12 protein-coding genes are annotated in these 18,856 nt (G+C 66.2%); 10 read left to right on the forward strand and 2 right to left on the reverse strand.

All coding sequences use genetic code 11. The features are described 5' to 3' along the window. Positions 1-14: 14 nt before the first annotated feature. The 5 genes from ACFQ4H_RS03425 to ACFQ4H_RS03445 all read left to right on the forward strand — a co-directional run bounded on the left by ACFQ4H_RS03425 (position 15) and on the right by ACFQ4H_RS03445 (position 8,537). Complete coding sequence (locus ACFQ4H_RS03425) at positions 15-137, forward strand: hypothetical protein (RefSeq protein WP_377567053.1); 123 nt, start codon at positions 15-17, stop codon at positions 135-137. Positions 138-285: 148 nt separating this feature from the next. Continuing rightward, positions 286-1,512, forward strand: coding sequence for a DNA sulfur modification protein DndB (locus tag ACFQ4H_RS03430; protein ID WP_377566816.1), 1,227 nt, complete (start codon positions 286-288; stop codon positions 1,510-1,512). A gap of 185 nt (positions 1,513-1,697) precedes the next feature. Next, the gene (locus ACFQ4H_RS03435) at positions 1,698-5,780 is read left to right on the forward strand and encodes an AAA domain-containing protein (RefSeq protein WP_377566818.1); all 4,083 of its coding nucleotides are present in this window, start codon (positions 1,698-1,700) and stop codon (positions 5,778-5,780) included. Continuing rightward, a complete protein-coding gene (locus tag ACFQ4H_RS03440; protein WP_377566820.1) occupies positions 5,780-6,616 on the forward strand; it encodes a hypothetical protein in 837 nt (278 codons plus the stop codon). The genes ACFQ4H_RS03435 and ACFQ4H_RS03440 overlap by 1 nt, the downstream gene beginning before the upstream one ends. A gap of 76 nt (positions 6,617-6,692) precedes the next feature. Continuing rightward, positions 6,693-8,537 carry a hypothetical protein gene (locus tag ACFQ4H_RS03445; RefSeq protein WP_377566822.1) on the forward strand — a complete coding sequence of 615 codons (1,845 nt, stop codon included), beginning with the start codon at positions 6,693-6,695 and terminating at the stop codon, positions 8,535-8,537. A 92-nt stretch (positions 8,538-8,629) separates the two neighbouring features. Here the strand turns inward: ACFQ4H_RS03445 and ACFQ4H_RS03450 are convergent, their stop codons facing one another. Beyond that, positions 8,630-9,649, reverse strand: a complete 1,020-nt coding sequence (locus ACFQ4H_RS03450; RefSeq protein ID WP_377566824.1) for a M64 family metallopeptidase — start codon at positions 9,647-9,649, stop codon at positions 8,630-8,632. A 109-nt stretch (positions 9,650-9,758) separates the two neighbouring features. Here ACFQ4H_RS03450 and ACFQ4H_RS03455 point away from each other — a divergent pair, with 109 nt between their 5' ends. The 3 genes from ACFQ4H_RS03455 to pruA all read left to right on the forward strand — a co-directional run bounded on the left by ACFQ4H_RS03455 (position 9,759) and on the right by pruA (position 14,320). After that, positions 9,759-10,757, forward strand: a complete 999-nt coding sequence (locus ACFQ4H_RS03455) for a LysR family transcriptional regulator (RefSeq protein WP_377566826.1) — start codon at positions 9,759-9,761, stop codon at positions 10,755-10,757. A gap of 235 nt (positions 10,758-10,992) precedes the next feature. Continuing rightward, positions 10,993-12,501, forward strand: coding sequence for a S28 family serine protease (locus ACFQ4H_RS03460; protein WP_377566828.1), 1,509 nt, complete (start codon positions 10,993-10,995; stop codon positions 12,499-12,501). A gap of 184 nt (positions 12,502-12,685) precedes the next feature. Next, entirely contained in the window at positions 12,686-14,320 is a 1,635-nt protein-coding gene (gene pruA / locus ACFQ4H_RS03465; RefSeq protein WP_377566830.1) for an L-glutamate gamma-semialdehyde dehydrogenase, read from the forward strand. A 149-nt stretch (positions 14,321-14,469) separates the two neighbouring features. On the opposite strand, the gene ACFQ4H_RS03470 is transcribed toward pruA, so the two are convergent. After that, a complete protein-coding gene (locus tag ACFQ4H_RS03470; RefSeq protein ID WP_377566832.1) occupies positions 14,470-15,810 on the reverse strand; it encodes a M64 family metallopeptidase in 1,341 nt (446 codons plus the stop codon). A 263-nt stretch (positions 15,811-16,073) separates the two neighbouring features. Between ACFQ4H_RS03470 and ACFQ4H_RS03475 the strand changes: the two genes are divergently transcribed. Both ACFQ4H_RS03475 and ACFQ4H_RS03480 read left to right on the forward strand, forming a co-directional pair. Beyond that, positions 16,074-17,045 (forward strand): ABC transporter permease, encoded by a 972-nt coding sequence (locus ACFQ4H_RS03475; RefSeq protein ID WP_377566834.1) that lies wholly within the window; start codon positions 16,074-16,076, stop codon positions 17,043-17,045. 27 nt (positions 17,046-17,072) lie between these two features. Continuing rightward, entirely contained in the window at positions 17,073-18,818 is a 1,746-nt protein-coding gene (locus ACFQ4H_RS03480; protein WP_377566836.1) for an ABC transporter substrate-binding protein, read from the forward strand. Positions 18,819-18,856 lie beyond the last annotated feature (38 nt).

The raw sequence follows: 18,856 nt of genomic DNA on the forward strand, positions 1-18,856 counted from the left end.
GCCAGTTGCTCACGGTGGCGCGCGTGACCCCGGCCAGCCGGGAGATTTCGGCGGCGGTGACCTGGGTGGGCTGCGGCATGGGAGTCCTGTCGGTTGCTGGCCTGTTCTCGCACACCTTACAGGAGTCGAAGGCGTAGATGTCGTTTGACACTGCTTTCGCTTATGGCTGTGCTAAGGTCTGGTTTCAGTTGAGGTGGCTCGCTTCCTGATCCGCCGCTGACGCCCCGGTTCCCCCTGCCCGCGTACGACCAGGCGGGCTAAAACCCCTGCTCAGGAGGACCCTCCGTGTCCATCACCCTCCCCACTGCTGCTGTCGAAGGCATCCAGCTGACCGTCACCCCATTCCGCGCCGATGCGGTGATCGGCACGATCGGGCTGCCGGCACTGTTGCAACTCGTCCCCTCGCCCAAGGTGGAGGAGGACAAGCGGGCGTTGAAGTTCTCGTCCGGGGCGATGCGTCGGCACGCCGAGATCCGTTCGCTGGTCCAGCGCACCCTCAAGGCAACGCAGAAGGGCCGCAACGTCGCTGGCTACGCCCGCTACATCGCCGCCGGCATCAACGGTGACTTCGGCTCCGGCTGGTCCACCCCGCCGATTACCCTCTGGCTGGCCGACGAGCCCGGTGCTGTCAGTGACGAACTCGTCCCCGGAACCGGCATCCGGAGGATCACCCTGTTGGCCGGTTCCTCGGTCGTCGCGATCGACGGCGAGACCCAGGTGACGGCACTGCACGAGCTCTACGACGACCCGGAGCAGTACGGTCTCACCTACGCCGCCCTGAACACGGTCCGGCTGCCCTTCGAGCTCTACTGGGGACTCACCGTCGAGGATGCCCGGCAGATCTTCTACGACCGCAACGTCGAAGGCGTTTCCGTCGACAAGAATCTCGCGATGTCCATGGACCAGCGGGACTTCGGCACCCAGCTCGCGCACCGTATCGCGGAGGCTGTCAAGGTCGAACACGGCGGCAAGCTGGTCTCCTTTAGCACCTTCGTCCAGGCTCGCAAGCGTCAGCTCACCAAGACCGACCCGGAACTGATCACCCTCTCCGCGCTGCGGGTCCTTGTCATCACCACCATCTTCGGTCGGCCGGGGCTCGGCCTCTCCTCGGCAACCGTCCGCGTTAACGACCTGCCCGAGTCGGTGACCGCCGAACGGATCGAACGTCGCGTCGTACCGCTGCTGTCCACCCTGCTCGCGCAGCTCTATCCGCAGCTCGCCGCCCGGTCCGCAGCCTCCGCCCCGGCGGTCCTGGCCGGCCTCGGCATCGCCACGCACCAGGCCACCGGCTGGGCTACGGGCGGCATCCCTCTCACCGAGGGCGACCTGCTGGACCTGTTGCAGAGCATCCGCTGGGAGCGCGAGGCCCGCTACTGGGACGGCGTTGCCGCCAGCGCCAACGCCGCCGGCGTGCTCAACTTCGGCGGTGGAGCGAAGGACTCCGGTGGTCGGGTCGCCGACGCCATCCTCTACCCCGACACCGAAAGCGGTCGCAAGATCCGCGGTCGGTAGCCCGTCCGGCTCTGCGCTGTCACCGGCCACAGAGCCAACGATCGGATGGCCGGCTGGTTAACCGGCCATCCGATCGTCACTGTCGGAAATCCGACACATACGCAGAAGTGCCCTGAGTCCTATCCTGGAGGGCTTTGCCTCGGGCCGGTGGCCCGGCGAATCGGCATTGGCCTATGCCAACTGACATGGGAGACGAGATGGTGTCGACCCAACCGGATGTGCTCAACCTCGTCCAACAGGCTGCCGGCCGATGGGCAGACCAGCTAATCGACTTCGGTCCGCGCAACACGTTGCTCTACTTCAAGGAGCGACAGGCCGCCACGCTTGATCTTGCCGGGGCCGCCACCGAAGCGGTCGCCGATCTGCTGCGCGGGCAGAAGGTCCGCCTGAGGACGCTCTTTCCAGACCAGTCGCGCCACAGCAGCGCCTGCACCACTGCCCGCAGTCTGCGTCGCAAGCTGGTGGAGTTGGAGGAGGAGCAGGGCATTCAAGCCGGTTGGGTAGCTCGCGGCCTGCTGTGCATGGTCGACTCGTACACCCGTGGATCCGTACCGATACAACTGCTGCGGGCACCTCTGATCCTGCATCAAATGACGCTGGACAGTCGGACCGCGACCGAGAACGAATTCACACTGGAGCTCTCCGAGTCGCCCGAGATCAACCCCGTGCTGCTGTACGCGCTTGAGCGGCAGTACGGCGTGGAGGCGGACATCAACGCCCTACACGAGAGCCTGACAAACATGTTGGGCGACACCACCGATCCGGAACAGCAGTTGAATGCCGCGTACGAGATGATCGCCAAGGCTGTCGCGCCCAGCGGCCTGTCTCTCCGGCTTGAGCCAACTGTGATCGCTGGCGTCTTTAGCTTCGACAAGTTGCCCATGGTCCAAGACCTACGCAATTCGGCCGAACTGCTGGCCTCGCACCCGGTGATCGCGGCGATGGCCGGCGGACAAGACGCCAGGCAACAGTTGCGCACTGAGCCGGCTCAGGAGCCCAACTCCAGCGCTGATCGAATCGACCCGGCCAAGGAGTTTCTGGTTCACGACGCGGACTCGTCTCAGCAGTGCGTGATTGACGCGGTGCTGTCGGGACGGCATGTGGTGATCGAGGGGCCGCCCGGCACCGGCAAGAGCCAGACGATCGCGAACATCATCGCGTTCATGGGCGCCATGGGACGCAGCGTCCTGTTCGTCTCCGAGAAACGGGCCGCCATCGAAGCGGTGACAAACCGTCTTGGCGACGTGGGACTCGACAACCTTGTGCTCGACCTGCACGATCGCAAGATCAGCAAGCGGCAGGTTGCTCAACGTATCGCCGAGGTCCTCGCTCAGGCCGGCACAGAGCCGCCAGTCGACGTTGGTGACCTTCACCGACGCCTGCGCGGCCGACGCACCGCAGCACAACGGCACCCGGCCGAGCTGCACGAAATCCGGCAACCCTGGGGCGTCAAAGCCTTTTGGGTGATCGAGCAGCTACTCGCCCTACCGGCGTACGACGTCAGTAGGTACAACCTGCGGGCATCAAGCCTCAGACACCTGGACCGGTCGGCCGTGGAGGCTGCGCGGGAGGATCTCCGGACCTTCGTGGACCGGGGCGGCCTGCGGATCTGGCGCGGGGAGTCGCCATGGGCAAAGGCTGCCATCCACACATCGGACGACGTGGCCGATGTGCTGGTCCACCTTGACAGACTCGCTGCCGGTGTACTGCAAGGCGCACAGCAGCAGATCCGAGAGCTCGTTGACCGGGCCGGGTTGGACGTACCCGATGACTTCGCCGCCTGGGCGGAGCTGTTCGAGCTGCTCAGCGAGGTGGAGCGCAGCATCGCCAGCTATGGCGAGCAGGTCTTCGGCCCGGAGTTGGCCGACTTGGTCTACGCGACGGCACCGAGACGCCTCAGGCCACACCGGCTGGAACCACTCGGGCTGCTCCGACGGTTCCAGCTACGCCGAGAGCTGCGGCGGCGTTGCCCAGCCGCGCCTCGGAAGCGACCCGAGATGTACCAGGGCCTGGTAGCCGCAGCGGATCAACGTGAGCGTTGGCAGAAGCTCAGCCGCCAGGACATCGCACCCACGGCGCTGGCCGGCACGGATCTTTGTGTGTCCTCCTTCGTGCAGGTGCGCAACCATCTCGCTGCGGTGGCGGCCTGTGCCCGCATTGACGGCCTGGACCGGGGATCAGCCGCCAGCGCCGCCAATGCCCTAGCGGAGCTGGACGCCGACCGCGACACCCTGTTCCGGATGCCCGACCTAAACAAGCAGCAGGAGCGCTTCCGCTCTCTGGGACTGAGCTACCTGCTTGACGATCTCGCCGCGCGGCATGTCTCGAGTGACGAGGCAGCCGACACCCTGCTGCGGGCCTGGCTTCAGGTGGTTTTCGACGAGATGCGCATGCGGGTGCCGTACCTCGGCCAGTTCGTGGGGCAACAGCACGCCGCGGTGGTCGAGGACTTCCGTGCAGCGGACAACGCGCACATCGCCGTGGCCGCCCAGCGGGTGCGCCGCAACGTAGCGGTGAACCTGCGCAAGGTTCGGGATGCCAACCCGGACCAGAACCAGCTCGTACGCGGACAGGCGGCTAAGAAGACCCGGCACCTGCCGTTGCGGAAGCTGCTCAGCAGTGCACCGGAGGTGCTCCTCGCCGCGTTTCCGTGCTGGGCCATGTCGCCCCTCGTGGTCAGTCGCATCCTTCCCAGCGAGCGAGTCTTCGACGTGGTGATCTTCGACGAGGCGAGCCAGGTCGAGCCACACGACGCGGTCGCGTCGATCATGCGCGGTAGTCAACTCGTCGTTGCCGGCGACCCGAAACAGCTCCCACCCACGTCGTTCTTCCGGCGGCTCGCCCAACAGACCGACTCTGGCGATGACGATGACGACATCGAAGAAAGCCTCGCTGACTACGAGTCCATTCTCGACGTCCTCAGCGGCATGGTTTCGGATCGGTACCGCCTGACCTGGCACTACCGCAGCCGGGACGAACGATTGATCGCGTTCTCCAACGTCGAGATCTACGACCGGACGCTGGTGACCTTCCCTGGTGTGCAGGTCGACAGTCCGCTGCGCTTGGAGACGGTGGATGGCCGCGTCGTCCCGGGGCAGGGATCGTCGCCTGAGGAGGTCAATCGGGCGGTCGAGCTCATTCTGGAGCATGCTGAGCAGCGCCCGAACGAAAGCCTGGGTGTAATCACCATGGGGCAGAAGCACGCCCAACGGATCGAGATGGCACTGCGTAGCCGGCGTCGTGACCGCGAGGACCTCAACGACTTCTTCTCCCAGGACCGGGCCGCGAGTCAGCGCTTCTTCGTTAAGAGCCTGGAAAACGTCCAGGGCGACGAGCGAGACACGATCATCCTGAGCATCGGCTATGCCAAGACCCGGGATGGGCGACTGCCACTGAAGTTCGGACCGCTCAACCAGGAAGGCGGGGAACGGCGGCTGAACGTCGCGGTCACCCGAGCGCGGAGCCGGATGACGGTGCTCAGTGCCTTCTCACACCACGACATGGATCCGACCCAGACCGTGGCGACAAAGAACCGTGGCCCCGAGTTGCTGCGTCGCTACCTTGAGTTCGTTGCCCTCGGTGGCGACCTCGGCGCGCGGCAGCATACTGAAATCAAGTCGAATGGCCTCGAGCAAAGTGTTCTGGCCGCGGTGAGGCAGCAGGGCATCGTTGCCGCGCCGCAGTGGGGGGTGTCCGGCTACCGGATCGACCTGGCGCTCGCCCACCCGGAGCAGCCCGGCCGGATGGTGCTTGCCGTGGAGACCGACGGGCATGCGTACCACGAGGCGCACAGCGCCCGGGACCGGGACCGGCTGCGCCAGCAGCATCTGGAGCGGCTCGGCTGGGAGTTCCACCGGATCTGGTCGACCGACTGGTACCGGGACCCGGCAGGCGAGACCGCACGGCTCGTCGCCCGTTGGCGGCAGGCGGTAGACCGTGCCGACCAGGCTGACCGGGCTGATCGGGTGGCAGAGACCAAGCCGGCAACGGCCCCGAGCCCGGCAACTCAACCGCCGTCGACCCCGTCGTCCCGTCGTGGCCCGCGTCCCAACGTTCCGGCTGGTCTGAGGATCACCGAATACACCCGAGAACAACTGGTGCGGGTCTGTACCTGGCTGCTGAGCGACCAGCTCCAGCGTGATCGGGATGAACGCGTACAGGAGGCCATGACCGAGCTCGGGTTCCGTAAACGGGGGTCCGTGATCTTCCGGCGTCTGACCGAAGCACTCGACATCGCGCAGCAGCGCGTCGACCTGGAGGTGTCCTGATGGTTTCCCTCGACCCGCTCACCCTGGAACGGGTGGCTCGCCTAATCTGTGACGTCGATGGTCCGTACGAGCGGACCGGATGGCAGATCGAGCGATTCCTGACCCGGGTCCGGTGGCCTGGCGATCCGCAGTACGACGGCTCGCCGAGGGTGCCGTGGCTTGCCGAACTGCTGATCAAGCATGCGGATGATGCGGCAGCGCTCGACAGACTGCTTTGCCGCATCGGCGATCCGCTTGAGTACGACGGCGGCATCGAGGTTGCGGAGCCCATCGCGCAGGAGCTGAATCGCATCCTGGCTCCCGAACAGCTCACCGTCACGTATGTCAGCGGGCGCCCGGTGCTTGGCCAGCTCAGTCAGACCAGCGACATGCCCCTGTACGGACCACCGCCCGACCTCCACGCGCGGGTGCGGCGACTCGTCGCGGACAGCAAGGTAGCCGACATCCTTTTGGCGCGCGCCGATGAGGCATCGATCTGTCAGAACCACGGTGCCTACGCGTTGGCGATCATCGGTATCGGCAGTTTCGTGGAAGGACTCCTGCACATCTTCGTCACTGAGCGTGATGAAAACGTCCGGAGGAATGGGCTGGTCGGTCGTAACGGCCGTAGGTTTTCGGCTGAACGTGCCGGCCTACAACTCCTGCTTGAGTACGCGCACCGACAGAAGTGGGTGCAGACCGATGCCAAGGACTTCATGGAAAAAGTCCGGGATTACCGGAACTTCGTCCATCCCCGGCAGCAGATCGAATACGGGCTCATACCCGACCTGGACACCGTGCGGATGTGTTGGGCACCCGTACACGCTTTCCTCAACGACTTGGAGTCTGCCCTCTAATCCAGCCGCAGTCACGAGCGAGTCGGGCTAGGCAGCTGGCCTAGCCCGTTCGCGGACAACCCCTCAGGACGGCATCATGCTCGGATTCAGGTCGGTGTTCACGACCCACCATGAACGGAACTACCTACTACCACTGGTACGGAAAGAACTCGACCGGTGGATTGCGGGCCCCAAGGGCTGGGATCCAGGTGCGCTACGCCTGAACCGGTGGGCGACGATCGGCGATAACGTGCGGGCGCTGGTTCTCGAACACGAGGGCCAGGACGGCTCGGCGTCGGTTCGGGTACGGATTGTCGAGAAGAAGTCGGACGGCCAGTGGGTCACGCAGTTGACCACACATGTGCCCAATGCCAGGGGTCGTGCGGCGTGGGCCTGGATCGACATCGAATCTCCGGACCCCGACGGTGATAACCCACGCAGTCGAGCCCGCCGCGCCGGCACCCCCCGGTTTGTCGCACCGATTCTTGATGTCATCGATGCGTGGGACGGTGCTGCTCGGCTGACGACCCGTCCAGTAGTCATCCGTGGCGATGAAGTCGACGAGCTTTACCGTGCTCTGGTCGATCCGGATCGGCGGGGGGTCGCCTTCGTTGCTGGGAACGACGACACATTGCCGTTCGGCCCGTGGGTGGATTTGATTGCGAAGCTGACTCAGTTCACTAAAGGCGTGGCCTCGTGTTATGTGCTCGACGGTGAGGCGACCCGGTTGCTTAACGACCGGGTAGGCCAGGCTCACGCCGTTCTACCCGGTCGGTTGCGCACCTATCGATCCCAGGTCCAGCCGGACTCGGACGTCGACGGACTGCGTCACCGGGTGTTGAGCACCGAACGGATCAACGACTACAGCGAACATCTTCGGTTGGCGCGGATGCTCGCCGCGCACGCCCAACTTCAGGCGCTTGAGCAGCCGCTGCCGACTGCGGTGACCCGGGTGCACCGGATGCTGGAACGTATCGCTGACGAGATTCTGGTGAATCGCCTCGGCGACGCCGGCGCTAAACCGGCACCGCCGGTGTCCTTGGCACCTCCGGCAACGGCTGCCGAGGCGCAGAAAAGCGATCGTCATCCGGACGAGGTCACCGAGCAGCAGAGCATGCTGCTCGACTACCTGAAGATAAGGCTTGGCCTGGAAATCCTGACCGTTGACCGGATCGACGAGATCGCCGAGTGGGTCGAGATCGGCGGGTCGTCCCAGGAAGCACAGAAAGACATCGCTGCCCGACTGGAGCAACTGCAGACCGAGCTTGACGAGACACAGACAACCCACCGAGAAGTCATCCGGCAGTTGGAGGACGAGCAGCTCGAAAACCGTGAGGCGGTTAAGCGTCTGACCCGGTCCGAGGAGACCGTGCGGGTGCTACGCCAGCAGTTGGCATCGAGCGGTCAGGCGGATGTGGCCTGGACAGCGCAGCCAGCCGAGGAGGATGTACTGCGGCCGGACAGCTTCGGCGAGTTGCTCCGTTGGCTGCCGAAGCTCAAGCACGTCGAGTTCACCGGCGATCCGGATCCTGCAGCAGATCTCGACAACAACGACATCCTGGGTGCCTGGGCCTCGAAGACCTGGGACGCGTTGTTGGTGCTGGAGGACTACGCGACCGCGAAGGCTGACGGACGCTGGGACCGGGACGTGCACGGCTTCCTTGAAAACACCCCGGACGGCTGCCACGAGTGGCCGACGAGACGGCATGCCCGTGACGAAAGCGAGGAGGTACGAAATAACCGGACATATAAGAGGGTGCGTGAGCTCCCCGTCCCCACATCGGTCCACCGGAACGGGAAGACTTTCATGGGAGCACACTTCAAGATCGCCCAGTTCGCGATGATCAGCCCGAGGATGCACTACTACGACGACACGGCGCAGAGCGGCCGGATCTACGTCGGCTACATCGGCAAGCACCTGCCGACCGGGCAGACGAACTGACGTCAGCGCTGGATGGCCGTCGCCGGGGAGGGCGGGCGGATCGTCCAGAAGACCCTCCCCAGCGCGGACCGGATCGAGTAATTACGCAGTGCCTACCCGCCTGTTTCCAGATCGGCGACGAACGTGGGCGGGGCGTTGAGGTTGATCTTCGCGAGGAGCTTCTGCGTCATGACGGTCAACCCGATCGTGTTGAACGGCTGGCCGAGCGAGCGCATGAGCGAGTTCTGTGAGGGCCGGTAGAGGCCGTACCTGTAGTACGCCGCCCCTTCGTACGCACCGATGACGCCACCGTCGGGGGTGCTCTGTCCCAGCAGCCCGTACCACTTGGCCTTGCGGGAGGTGAGTTGGCTGGCGGTGTACCGCGTCACGTTGGGCGCGCTGGGTTCCGCCCCGGAGTAGCGGTTGTACGGGGTGTCGTACTCGTCGGCCAGACCCCCGATGGAGTGGCCCAGTTCGTGCTGGACGATCTGGCCGGACTGGGCGTTGCCACCGGATGCGGTCGAGAGGCTGTTGTAGCCGGCGCCGCCGTATTTGGTGCTGTTGCCGATGGCGACGATCATGTCGACGGCCGGGGCGTTCGCCGCGTACGACTGGGCCGACGACTCGTTGAGGCACAGCAGGCGCTCGGTTCCTGAGCACCAGAAGTACATGCCCAGTGCCGTGTTCTTGCTGATTCCCTGGGTGGGGTCGTTGTCCACGCCGGATTGGGCGGAGACGACGTCCACCATCCAGACGTTGAAGTAGTTCTTGTAGGTGCTGTACGGGGCGATCGTGGTGAGGGTGGCCCACTTCTCGGCGACGTGCTGGTGGTAGAGGGCGAGTTCGGACGACGTGTAGCCGTCGCCGACGAAGACGAGGTCGAAGCGGTCGGCCGTGCTCCCGGTCTGTTGGAGAGCGGTGACCGTGGCGGGCGGCGGGGCGGCGGTGATGGTGGCGGCCGGTGCCGGGGCGGCTTGGGTCGGGGCGGCGACCTGGGTTATCGTCCCGTCGGGCGAGAACGCTTCCAGCCATCGTGTTCCGGTCGGGGCCGCGATTGTCGGAGCCGATGGTACGACGGCTGTTGCCGCCACGACGAGCGCCGCCACGGCGGCTATTCGGGTGATTGAACGCAACTGGAGCCTCCTTGAGCCGTTTGCGAATAGAAGGCTGCGCAACCTGAATTTAAATATCGGCATGTAGCCGAGGTGTTCGGCAATCGCGACGTGCCATAACATCCGCCTTATGAACCTGGAGCTGCGTCACCTGCGCGCCCTGTGCGTGATCGCCGACACCGGCAGCATCACGAAGGCCGCAGCCACGCTGGGCGTTTCCCAGCCGGCCCTCACGGCGCTACTGCAGCGGGTGGAGCGGGAGATCGGCGGCCAGGTCTTCGCCCGGGGGCGGCACGGCGTACGGCCGACGCCCCTGGGGCAGTTCGTCCTCGTCCGCGCCCGTACGGTGCTGATGGCCATGGATGACCTGCACCGTACCGCCGCCCGCCAGATCCGGCCGGTGATCGACACGGTTCGCCTCGGTGGGATCGCCGGCCCGGTCTCGGTCGGGCTCGCCGATCGGCTCGGCGACCACCTTCCCGACGTCGAGGTTCGGCTGCACGCCGAGTATTCACCACGGCTGCTGTGGGAACTGCTGCAGTCCGGTCGGCTGGACGCCGCCGCCATGCTCGACTATCCGGGCTTCGAACTGCGGCCACCGCCCACCGTGTTGTGGGAGGTGATCGTGCTTGAGCCGGTATTCGTGGCCCTCTGGGAGGGGCATCGGCTGGCCGGGCGCGACGAGGTCGATCTGGCGGATCTCGCCGACGAACCGATGGCGCTGACCCCGTCGGACGGGGCTGGCTGGCCAGACTGTTGGCATCTGGCGTGTCAGCAGGCGGGCTTCACTCCACGCGTGCTGTACAGCATTTCCGATGCCGTCCCGATTCGGGAGATGGTCGCCACCCGCCGGGCCATCAGCCCCTGTCAGGCTGTCTTCCCGGCCAGCGACGGCGTCGTGGTGAAACCCCTCGCAGGCAGTCCGATCACCCTGCGCCACCTCCTGGTGTGCCGCCGGGACGGCCCGCTGGCCGAGCATTTCGACGACCTTGTCCGCCTCGCCCGTGAGGCGTACCAGGCGTATGCCGCGCGGCGACCCGAGTACCTCGGGTGGCTGCGCCGGCACGGGCACGAGGTGTACCCGGCCATCCCATCCGGCCATAATTCCAGTGTTATGGATGGTGTCTGACCTGGGGTTCTTGCAGGTCAGCCCGCCGTACGGCAGTGAGTAGCAGCGGTCGGTCCCCGGCGGCGCGACGGTAGCGCACCAATCATGGCGGGGCATCCATCTTCCCCAATCGGCTCGGATGGGCCACAGTCGATGTTGCCGCGTTCGCAGGACAGCAGGAACGCGACGGTACGGGTCGGTCAAGCCACGCCGTGGGTGATCGACCTGGCTGCCCACTCCGAGCCGAGGAGAGTCCGTGACACATTGGCGACGAATATCGAACTTCGCTCTCGTACTGGCGCTTGCCGGCAGTGTGGGCATCGCGGTCGGCTCCCCGCCGGCCGTCGCCGAGGCAACCGGCACCGCTGCGGCAACCGGCACGGCTGAAGCAACCGGCACCGCTGCGGCGGACATCCGTACCCGGATCGAGGCGATTCCCGGCGTGACGGTGCTTTCCGACCGGACGGTGGCGCTGGGATACCGGCAGTTCATCCTGACCCTTCGCCAGCCCAACGACCATCGTGACCCCAGCAAGGGCACCTTTGCCCAGCGCATCAACCTGATGCACCTCGACGTCGACCTCCCGACCGTTTTGTACACGTCCGGCTACGGCGTCTCCACCGGTACCTCCCGTGCGGAGCCCACGCGGCTGCTCGGCGGGAACCAGATTTCGTTGGAGCACCGCTTCTTCGTGCCGTCCCGGCCGACCCCGGCGGACTGGCGGGATCTGAACATCTGGCAGGCCGCAACCGACCAGCACCGCGTCGTCGAGGCGTTCAAGTCCATCTACGCCGGCAAGTGGATCTCGACGGGGGCCAGTAAGGGGGGTATGACCGCCGTCTACCACCGTAGTTTCTATCCCCGCGACGTCGACGGCACGGTCGCCTACGTGGCCCCCAACGACGTGGTGAACCGGGAGGACTCCGCCTACGACGACTTCTTCGCCAGGGTGGGTACCGACCCGGTCTGCCGGGCCGACCTGAACAACCTCCAGGCCGAGGCGCTGCGGCGGCGGGGCGAACTCGTGCCGCGATTCGAGGCGTACGCCACGACCAACGGCCTCACGTTCACCAGCCTTTTCGGCACCGCCGACGTGGCGTTCGAGATGCTGGTCATGGATACCGTCTGGGCGTACTGGCAGTACCTGGGCCAGGGCTCGTGTGCGAGCGTGCCGAAGACGGGGGCGACGACGGACGCCATCTGGACCTTCCTCGACGATGTCGCGGGCTTCAACTTCTACACCGACCAGGGCCTGACGCCGTACGCGCCGTACTACTACCAGGCAGCCACCCAGCTCGGCTCGCCCAGTCTCAAGTTCAAGCACCTCAGGGGCCTGCTGCGCTACCCCGGTGCCTACGACGCGGAGAACTGGGTGCCACGCGACATTCCGATCGCCCGGTTCGAACCGCAGGCGATGCGCCACGTCGACAACTGGGTGCGACACGACGGCTCGACGTTGATGTTTGTCTACGGTGAGCGTGACCCGTGGGGCTCCGAGCGGTTTCGGCTCGGCCCGGGCACGCGTGACTCGTTCGTCTTCGAGGCACCGGGTGCCAACCATGGTGCCAATATCGCCGGGCTGACCGTGGCTGACTCGGCCGTCGCCACCGCCGCATTGCTGCGCTGGGCCGAGCCGGACTCGACGGCCGAGTCGGCTCAGGGCCAGAACAGTAGGGGCGTGAGGCGCCTGCCGGTTCGGGGCTTCCGGACCGAGCTGGACGAACGATGCGTGGCGGACGGCGATCCACGGGCCTGCCGCCACTGACCGCAGCACCAGAGGGTGTCCAGGCCGGGGATGCCGTCCGGGCGGGCCTCATACCGGAGATATGCCTCTTTGTGATGGCCTGCCGAGCATCGGGTGACCGCAGAATGGGGCGGGCACCTCCGGGCATCCCGGTCTCGCCTGTCCAAGCGACCGCCCGTGACTCGGGCTTTCTCAAAGGAATGACATGGACGCCGTCGCCACAATCCCCGCACCTGTCAACGAGAGGGTGCTCACCTTCGTGCCGGGGAGCCAGGAACGCTCCGACCTCGCGGCGCGGATCAAGGAGCTCGCCGCCACGTCGATCGAGCTACCGATGAGCATCGGCGGCGGGGCGCACATCGGCCAGGGCGAGCGCATCGACGTGGTTCAGCCGCATCGCCACCAGCATGTGCTGGGGCACGCGCGTAGCGCCACCGCCGCTGACGTATCCGCTGCGATCCTTGCCGCGCGAACCTCGGCACACGACTGGCAGGCACTCTCCTTCGAGGATCGTGCCGCAGTGTTCCTGCGAGCCGCGCAGCTGCTGGCCGGCCCGTGGCGAGCCACCCTGCTGGCCGCCACCATGCTCGGCCAGTCCAAGTCGGTACACCAGGCCGAAATCGACATCTGCGAGCTGGTCGACTTCTGGCGGTTCAACGTCGCCTACGCGCGTCAGATCCAGCAGGAGCAGCCAGAGTCCGCACCCGGCGAATGGAACCGCGTGGACTACCGGCCACTCGAGGGTTTCGTCTATGCGGTCACGCCCTTCAACTTCACCGCCATCGCGGGTAACCTGCCCACCGCGCCGGCGCTGATGGGCAACACCGTCGTGTGGAAGCCGGCCTCGACCCAGCTCCTCGCCGCGCACCACACGATGCGTCTGCTCGAGGAGGCTGGCCTGCCTCCGGGCGTCATCAATCTCGTGACCGGACCGGGGCCAGCCATCTCGGATGTCGTGCTGAGCAGCCCCGACCTGGCTGGGGTGCACTTCACCGGATCGACCTCGGTGTTCCAGCAGTTGTGGTCCGCCGTGGGGCAGAACCTTCCCACGTACCGCTCCTACCCACGTCTCGTCGGTGAGACCGGGGGGAAGAACTTCGTGCTCGTCCATCCCTCCGCGGACGTCGAGACCCTGCCCGCGTTGCTGGTGCGCGGCGCGTTCGAGTACCAGGGGCAAAAGTGCTCAGCCGCCTCCCGCGCGTACATCCCGCGGTCGATCTGGAACCGCGTCCGCGATCCGCTCCTCGCCACCATCAGCGAGATCACCTACGGTGACGTGTGTGCCGACCTCAGCGCCTTTGGTGGCGCGGTCATCGACTCGCGGGCGCATGCCACGATTTCGAAGGCGATCGAGCGGGCGCGTGGTCAATCCGGCATCACCGTCGCGGTCGGCGGCGACTGCCCGGACGACGAGGGCTGGTTCGTACAGCCGACCCTGCTCGTCGGTGAGGATCCCCTCGACGAGATCTTCACGGTGGAGTACTTCGGCCCGCTTCTCGCGGTTCACGTGTACGACGACGCCGACTACGCGAAGATGCTCCCGCTCGTCGAGCAGTCCACCCGGTACGGCCTGACCGGTTCGATCGTGGCGCGGGACCCGAATGTCATCGCCCACGCGACCCGCTCGCTCCGGTTCGCCGCCGGCAACCTCTACGTCAACGACAAGCCCACCGGGGCCGTGGTCGGACAACAGCCGTTTGGTGGTGGGCGAGCCTCGGGAACCAACGACAAGGCGGGCAGTCCGCACAATCTCCTGCGCTGGACCAGCCCGCGCTGCATCAAGCAGAACTTCGCGCCGCCTCGCGACTACCGCTACCCCCATATGAGCGGTCAGGCGTGAGGTAGCCCGATCCCAACCCCGGGGCCGGGGGGCAGGGGCCGGCCCAGCGTGATCGGCCGGTGCCGCGGCGACCCTGGTTGCCGCGCCACCGCTGGATGGGCGGCCGGCGTAGCGGTGTACGACTCCGACCGTCGTTGCCGAAGGGTTGGTTACCCGGCGAGGCCGTCCCGGCCGTTACCGTGCCGGTTCTGGATCGTCCACGTGATCGTCGAGGTCAGGATGTCCTGCTGGTACGTGGTGTTCCGGACGAAATCGGTGGAGTCGAAGACCTGCACGGTGTAGGTGCAGGAGTCCCTGACCTGTAGGTCCCGGCGACCGCACCATGGCTGCTCCGCCTGCCCCCGGTGCGGCTTGGGCTTCTTGGTCGCGACCTCGACCGAGGTCCGACCGGCCCACTCGGTGATCTCGTGGCCGTTGATGAACCAGCGGGTGGACACGGTCGGGATGGGCACGGGGGCGACCGTCAGTGTGGCCCGGTCCCGGACCGGCGGGCTACTCGGAGTGGCGCTGTCGACCAGCCCGGTCATCTCGTAGAACTTGCGGGTCATCTCCTCGCGTCCGACCAGGTTGAACGGCTTGCGTAGGGAGCGCATCAGCGAGTCGTCGCTGGGGCGGTAGATGCCGAGGTTGTGGTAATAGGCACCTTCGAACGTGCCGATCACGCCACCATCCGGGCTCTCCTCGCCGAGCCAGTACCACCACTTCGTCCGCTGGGCGACCTGGTGCTCGGCGTTGTGGATGGAGACGTTGGCGTACGGTGGCTCATCTCCGGTGTACTTGCTCCCGTCGTTCGGGTAGGCCCAGTACGGGTATTCGTCGGCCAGGTCGCCGAGGGAGTGGCCGAGTTCGTGCGGCAGGATCTCCGCGCCGGCCGAGTGCCCGCCGGAGAAGGTGACCAGGTCGTCCTCGATGTAGCCGGCACCGCCGTACGTGGGGCTGTTGATCACGACCGCGATCTGGTCGAAGTCGGGAGCCAGCGCCGCGTAGGACTCGGCGACGGGGACGTCGAGGCAGATCAGACGGTCCAGGCCGTCGCAGTAGTACGTGCTGTTGAGCGCGGTGTCCTTGAGTACGCCCTCGGTCGGGTCGTTGTCGGACCCGGACTCGTCGGATACGACGTTGACCTGCCAGACGTTGAACAGCTTGCGGTAGCTGAGGAACGGTTCGCGCTGGGCCAGGATGTTCCAGCTGTAGGCCACCTGGCTGGTGTACAGCTCCTGCTCGGCCTCGGTGTAGCCGTCGCCGAGGTAGACCAGGTCGATGCGTTTGTCGCTGGGCCCGTTGATTTCGATCGGCGTCACCGTGGCGGTCGGCGTGGCCGGGGTTCGAGCACGGGAACCGATCCGGTCCGGAATCTCGACGTAGCCCGCTGGGCCGTGCTCGCTGAAGACCTCGACCTTTCGCCCACTCGGCTCCTGGGCGTGGGCGGGTACGGCCAGGGCGCAGCTGGTGACGAGAAGGGTGCCGACGAACAGAGGAAGTCTGCGCACAGGTTCTCCTTTCTGAGAGGTGCGCGCAGTGTTGCCCGCCGGCGGTCACGTTCGGGTCACGCCGGCCCGGTCCGGGTTGGCCAGTGGCTCGGCGGGTTGGGTAGATCCGCAGGTCAGGGCAGGGGATAACGCCCGGGTTATCCCGGACCGGGATGGGTGATCGGCGGAACCATAACTGGCCTGGTATGGCAAGACGAGAGGTATCCGGGTGCCGGGTCGCGTGTGACGATCGCTGCACTTCAGCCCCCTGTGAAAGGCGACCGATGCTCGTACGCCGACCTTCAGCCGCCGGAGAGCGCAAGGGGCGTTCGCCCTGGCGACTCGCCTGGATGAGGTTCCGTCGCGACCGGACCGGGGTCGTCTCTGGCGTCGTCGTCCTGCTGTTCTTCACTGTCGGGCTCGGCGCGCCGCTGATCGCCTGGTTGTACGGGAAGAACCCGTACGAAACCTATGGCCAGAACCAGCCCGGGCTGCTCAACGAGTACGGCTACCCGATCAAGCCCAACGGTGGCATCGACGGCGAGTTCTGGTTCGGCCTGGAGCCGGGACTGGGCCGTGACGTCCTTACCCAACTGGTGTACGGCATCCGTACCTCGCTGCTCATCGCGATGGCGGTGGTCGTCATCGTCACGGTCGTCGGTGTGCTCGTGGGGATCGCCGCCGGATACTTCGGCGGGTTCACCGACTTCGCGATCGGCCGGGTCATCGACGTCCTGCTGGCCTTTCCCGGTCTGCTGTTCTTCATCACGATCATGCCGGTGGTGACCGCGCTGTTCGTGTCACCGGACGAGGAGACCCCGGTGTCGCTGCGGATCGCGGCCCTGGTGATCGTGCTGTCCTTCTTCGGCTGGACCCGGACCGCCCGGCTGCTGCGTGGGCAGGTGCTGTCGCTGCGGGAGCGGGAGTTCATCGAGGCGGCGCGGGTCAGTGGGGCCCGGCCGTGGCGGATCATCCGGCGCGAGCTGCTGCCGAATCTGTGGACTCCCATTCTGGTCACGGTCACCCTCGACCTTCCTGCCTATGTCACGGCGGAGGCGGCACTGTCCTTCCTCGGGGTCGGCATCGTGGAGCCCACCCCGGACTGGGGCCGCATGATCCACCGGGGTGCCCAGGTCTATGCCAGCGACATTACGTACATGATCATCCCCGGTCTGGCGATGTTGATCTTTGTGCTGGCCTTCAACCTGCTCGGGGACTCCGTCCGGGATGCCCTGGACCCCAAGGCATCCCGCTGAATCACCATCCTCCGAAGGGATTCCGATATGCAAAAAACCGTGGGTAGAGCCACCTCTGCGGGCCTGTTGGCCGCGGTCGTGCTGGCCAGTTCGGCCTGCTCGGACGGCGGTGGCGGCGGGGGAGACGACAGCCCGCTGACCCCCGGCAGGGCGGAGACATCCACCGTGACGATCGGCGACGTAGCCGCCTCGACCGGTCCCGCCGCCCCGGTGCCGGGCGCCCGTACCGGTGGCACGGTCACCGTCTACGAACAGACCGACATCACCCACCTCGACCCGGCCGAGGTGTACCCCAACAACGCCCAGGCCGTCTCGATGCTGTTCACCCGGCAACTGACCGCCTACAAGAAGGTGGACGGGAAGTTCGTACTGGTGGGCGATCTCGCCACCGACACCGGGACCACCACCGACGGCGGTAGGACCTGGAAGTTCACCCTCAAGGACGGCATCAAGTTCGACGACGGCACGCCGGTCACCACCAAGGACGTCAAGTACGGCGTCGAGCGCCTCTATGACCCGGGGAAGGTACTCGGACCCAAGTACGTGCCGCAGTGGTTGTCGGGCAGCGACTACACGAAGGCGTACCAGGGGCCGGCGAAGAGCGGGTCGCTGCCGGACAACGTGGTCGAGACCCCCGACGACAAGACGATCATCTTCCACCTGAAGGACGTCCACGCGGAGTTCCCCTTCGCGGTCGCGATGCCCTACACCTCGCCGGTGCAGAAGAGCCGGGACGGCAGGGCGTACGACAAGGCACCCGTCTCCACCGGTCCGTACAAGGTGGAGGCCCACGACGACACCAAGCTGACGCTGGTGCGTAACCCGCACTGGGACCCGGCCACGGATCCGATCCGGCACAACTACCCGGACCGGTGGGAGGTCAAGTTCGGCCTACAGAGCCAGCAGGCCACCCAGCAGTTCATCGCCGACGTCGGCCCGGACAAGAACGCCATCTCGCTCAGCTTCGGCGTCGACAGCCAGTACGCCGAGCAGGTGCAGACCCGGGCGGACCTGAAGGGGCGGCTGCTCTCCGGCATCAACCCCTACGTCTACTACTACGCGATCAACACCAGTCGGGTGACCGACCTCAACGTCCGCAAGGCGATCCTCACCGCGTTCCCGAAGCAGCAGGTACGCCAGATCCAGGGCGGACCGGCCTACGGCGACTTCGCCACCACGATCCTCAGCCCGACCGTGCAGGGCTTCAGTAACTACGACCTGTTCAACGTGCCGCCGACCGGCGATCCCGAGGCGGCGAAGAAGCTGCTGGCCGGTGCCACCCCGACCATCGTCTACGCCTACCAGCAGACCGAGGTCAACGAACGCATTGCGGTCGCCGTCCAGCAGGGCCTGGAGAAGGCCGGCTTCAAGATTGTCAAGAAGCCGGTCAGCGCCGAGACCTGGTACGACGAGTCCAACAAGAAGGACAACGGATTCGACCTGTACTCCGGTGGTTGGGCCTCGGACTGGCCGGGCGGGTCCGGCTTCATCCCCGCGCTGTTCGACGGCCGGACCATCGCCGATGGCACCTACAACTACGCCCGGTACAACGACGCCACCGTCAACGCCGAGATCGACCGGATCGCCGCGATCGGCGACGTGGCCGAGCAGAACGCCCAGTGGATGGCGCTCGACAAGAAGATCATGGAGCAGGTTCCGGTCGTGCCGTACGTGTACGGACGTACCACCCGGCTGTACGGCTCCAACGTGGGCGGTGCCGAGCTTGACATCTATGGCGCGACTTCGCTGGCGAACCTCTTCCTCAGGAGCTGAACCCGCACCCGGGCGGGCATCCACCCGCCCGGGGCCTA

Origin of the sequence: Micromonospora sonneratiae (assembly GCF_042679305.1) — a bacterium.
Lineage (GTDB): Bacteria > Actinomycetota > Actinomycetes > Mycobacteriales > Micromonosporaceae > Micromonospora_H > Micromonospora_H sonneratiae.

What these genes read in the sequence shown, in the direction of transcription:
- ACFQ4H_RS03435 (WP_377566818.1), top strand. Translation starts at nt 1,698, where the DNA reads ATGGGAGACGAGATGGTGTCGACCCAACCGGATGTGCTCAACCTCGTC.
- ACFQ4H_RS03440 (WP_377566820.1), top strand. Translation starts at nt 5,780, where the DNA reads ATGGTTTCCCTCGACCCGCTCACCCTGGAACGGGTGGCTCGCCTAATC.
- ACFQ4H_RS03445 (WP_377566822.1), top strand. Translation starts at nt 6,693, where the DNA reads ATGCTCGGATTCAGGTCGGTGTTCACGACCCACCATGAACGGAACTAC.
- ACFQ4H_RS03455 (WP_377566826.1), top strand. Translation starts at nt 9,759, where the DNA reads ATGAACCTGGAGCTGCGTCACCTGCGCGCCCTGTGCGTGATCGCCGAC.
- pruA (WP_377566830.1), top strand. Translation starts at nt 12,686, where the DNA reads ATGGACGCCGTCGCCACAATCCCCGCACCTGTCAACGAGAGGGTGCTC.
- ACFQ4H_RS03475 (WP_377566834.1), top strand. Translation starts at nt 16,074, where the DNA reads ATGCTCGTACGCCGACCTTCAGCCGCCGGAGAGCGCAAGGGGCGTTCG.
- ACFQ4H_RS03480 (WP_377566836.1), top strand. Translation starts at nt 17,073, where the DNA reads ATGCAAAAAACCGTGGGTAGAGCCACCTCTGCGGGCCTGTTGGCCGCG.